Raw genomic sequence first — 3,243 nt, 5'->3', positions numbered from 1 at the left:
GGCACCGTGGCGCTCTTCCCGCCGTCGCCGCCACGCGGCAGACCCGCGTCGTCGAGCCCGCGGTTGCGCCGCGAGTCCTTGGGCTCCAGGGGTATCGGAGATCCCCTGAGCGGTTCGTCCGCGGTCCGGGGCAGCGTCAGCCGGAACTGCGAGCCGCCGCCCGGCTCGCCCCACGCCTGGAGCCAGCCGCCGTGCAGCCGCGCGTCCTCCAGGGCGATGGACAGCCCCAGCCCCGTACCGCCGGTGGTGCGCGCGCGGGCCGGGTCGGCCCGCCAGAAGCGGCTGAAGACCCGGGTCGCCTCACCGGGCTTGAGTCCCACCCCGTAGTCGCGCACCGCCACCGCCACCGCGCCGCCGGCCGCGGCCAGCCTGACGACGACGTCCCTGCCCTCGCCGTGCTCCACCGCGTTGACGACGAGGTTGCGCAGTACCCGCTCCACGCGCCGCGCGTCGGCCTCGGCGACGACGGGCTGCTGGTCGCCGGTGATCCGGATCAGGCCGCCCTTGCGCTCGGCGAGCGGCTCGGCCCCGCCGACCACCCGCCGTACGACCTCGCGCAGGTCTATCGGCTCCGCCTCCAGCGCCGCCGCGCCCGCGTCGAAGCGGCTGATCTCGAGGAGGTCCGCGAGCAGCGACTCGAACCGGTCCAGCTGGTCGGCGAGCAGTTCCGCCGACCGCGCGGTGACCGGGTCGAAGTCCACCCGCGCCTCGTGGATGACGTCCGCCGCCATCCGTACGGTCGTCAGCGGGGTGCGCAGTTCGTGCGACACGTCCGACACGAACCGGCGCTGCATCCGCGACAGGTCCTCCAGCTGGCTGATCTTCAGCTGGAGGTTCTGGGCCATCTTGTTGAAGGCCTCGCCGAGCCGCGCGATGTCGTCCTCGCCGGTGACCTTCATCCGCTCCTGGAGCCGACCGGCGGACAGCCGCTCGGCGATCCCGGCCGCCATCCGCACCGGGGTGACGACCTGGCGCACGACGAGCCAGGCGATCGCGCCGAGGAGTACGACGACGAACAGTCCGGCGGTCGCCAGCGTGCCCTTGACCAGGCTCAGCGACTTCTCCTCCTGGGTGAGCGGGAAGAGGTAGTACAGCTGGTACGGGTCACCGTTGGGGTCGTTGACCTGCTTGCCGATGACCAGGGCGGGCTGGGACTCCTTGTCGGAGTCGTAGACGACGCGCGTGTAGCTCTGCGCCGCCGCCCCACTGCTGTCGATCTTCTCGCGCAGCACCGCGGGCACACTGTCCGTCGGATTGACCTGGCCGGAGGCGCGCGGTCCGCGCCCGCTGCCGCTGTCGTCGCCGGCGGGCAGGGTCACCACGTCGAAGGCGCCCTGACCACCGCTGGAGAGCGACTCCACGAGGTCGCTCATCCACTGGATGACGCTCTGCGAGGGCCGGCCGTCGGCCGCGGTCTCCTCGTCGCCCGTGACGCTCACGGCCTCCTCGGCCTGCTGTCTGGCGACCGCGAACCCGCCGGTGGCCTGGCTCTGGGAGGCCTTCACCTTGGCGTCCAGCAGACCGTTGCGCACCTGGCCGATGACGACGAAGCCCAGCAGCAGGACCACGCCCAGCGACATCAGCAGCGTGGTGACGACGACCTTGAGCTGGATGTTGCGCCGCCACAGCCGCATGACGGGCAGCAGCGGCCGGCGCACCCAGCGCATGAGGAGCCGGATGACCGGGCTGCCCTGGACCCCGCCCTGCAGCAGACCGCCCTCGAGGAGGCGCGTCCAGCGGGATCCCGCGTTCTTCCGGCCGACAGGCCGCTCCGGACGGCCCCCGGACCGGCCGGGCGCCGAAGCGGCACTGTCACCGGACATGTCAGCTCGGTCCTGCCTTGTATCCGACACCACGGACGGTCACCACGATCTCCGGCTTCTCCGGGTCCTTCTCGACCTTGGAGCGCAGCCGCTGTACGTGCACGTTCACCAGCCGGGTGTCCGCCGCGTGACGGTAGCCCCAGACCTGCTCCAGCAGCACCTCACGCGTGAACACCTGCCACGGCTTGCGGGCGAGCGCGACCAGCAGATCGAACTCCAGCGGCGTGAGCGCGATGGACTGCCCGTCCCGCTTCACGGAGTGCCCGGCCACGTCGATCACCAGATCGCCTATGGCGAGCTGTTCCGGCGCGGGCTCCTCCGACCTGCGCAGCCTCGCCCGGATCCGGGCCACCAGCTCCTTCGGCTTGAACGGCTTGACGATGTAGTCGTCGGCCCCGGACTCCAGGCCCACCACCACGTCGACGGTGTCGCTCTTCGCCGTGAGCATCACGATCGGCACCCCGGACTCCGCCCTGATCAGGCGGCACACCTCGATGCCGTCCCGGCCGGGCAGCATCAGGTCCAGCAGTACAAGATCGGGTTTGGTCTCGCGAAAGGCGGCCAGCGCCTTGTCGCCGTCGGCTACGAAAGACGGCTCAAAACCTTCACCGCGCAGCACGATGCCGAGCATCTCGGCCAGTGCGCTGTCGTCGTCGACGACAAGGACTCGTCCCTTCATAAACGACATCATCCCATTAGCTAATAGTTTCCTGGCGCGGCCCGGCGCACAGAGCGGCCAGAGCCTCGTTCGTCACGGGCGAGACAACGCCATCCTCGGTCACGATCGCCGTCACCAGCTCCGGCGGTGTCACGTCGAACGCCGGGTTGTACGCCTGGGTCCCCAGGGGTGCCACCGGAATCCCGCCTCCCGCTTCCGTCCCGGCCACCGGCACCTGCGGTGCTGTGACCTCTGTCACTTCATGGCCGGGGCGCTGCTCCACCTCGATGGACGCCCCGTCCGGCGTCGTCAGGTCCACTGTCGTCACCGGTGCCACCACGATGAACGGCACATGGTGATACCGCGCGAGCACCGCGAGCGGATAGCTCCCCACCTTGTTCGCCACCGAACCGTCGGCCGCGATGCGGTCCGCACCGATGAGCACCGCGTCCACCTCACCCGCCGCGAACAGCGATCCCGCCGCGTTGTCGGTGAGCAAGGTGTACGCCATGCCGCTGCGGGCCGCCTCGTATGCCGTCAGGCGAGCACCTTGCAGCAACGGACGCGTTTCGTCCACCCAGAGGCGCGTCAGCCGCCCCACGCGGTGCGCCGCCAGAGCCACCGCGAACGCCGTTCCCTCACCGCCCGAGACCAGCGAACCCGTGTTGCAGTGCGTGAGGATCCGGTGCCCGCCGCCGGGCAGCAGCTCGTCGAGCAGTGCCAGCCCGCGCTCGGCCATCCGGGCGCTGGCCTCGGCGTCCT

Annotated in this window: 3 protein-coding genes; all 3 read right to left on the bottom strand. The window is 70.9% G+C overall.

Translation table 11 applies throughout. From position 1 onward, the window contains the following. Window positions 1–1,823: MtrAB system histidine kinase MtrB (mtrB, locus tag B9S61_RS10140; RefSeq protein WP_103541969.1), on the bottom strand; the 1,823-nt coding region annotated here is incomplete at its 3' end. 1 nt (window position 1,824) lies between these two features. After that, complete coding sequence (gene mtrA / locus B9S61_RS10135; protein ID WP_004987303.1) at window positions 1,825–2,514, bottom strand: two-component system response regulator MtrA; 690 nt, start codon at window positions 2,512–2,514, stop codon at window positions 1,825–1,827. 4 nt (window positions 2,515–2,518) lie between these two features. Beyond that, on the bottom strand, window positions 2,519–3,243 hold a 725-nt coding region (locus B9S61_RS10130), incomplete at its 5' end, for an S-methyl-5-thioribose-1-phosphate isomerase (protein ID WP_146064767.1).

Origin of the sequence: Streptomyces sp. SM1, from assembly GCF_002910825.1 — a bacterium.
Classification (GTDB): Bacteria; Actinomycetota; Actinomycetes; order Streptomycetales; family Streptomycetaceae; genus Streptomyces; species Streptomyces okerensis.
The sequence above is the reverse complement of the archived record's forward strand: the minus strand, read 5'-3'. Positions and strand labels throughout refer to the sequence as shown.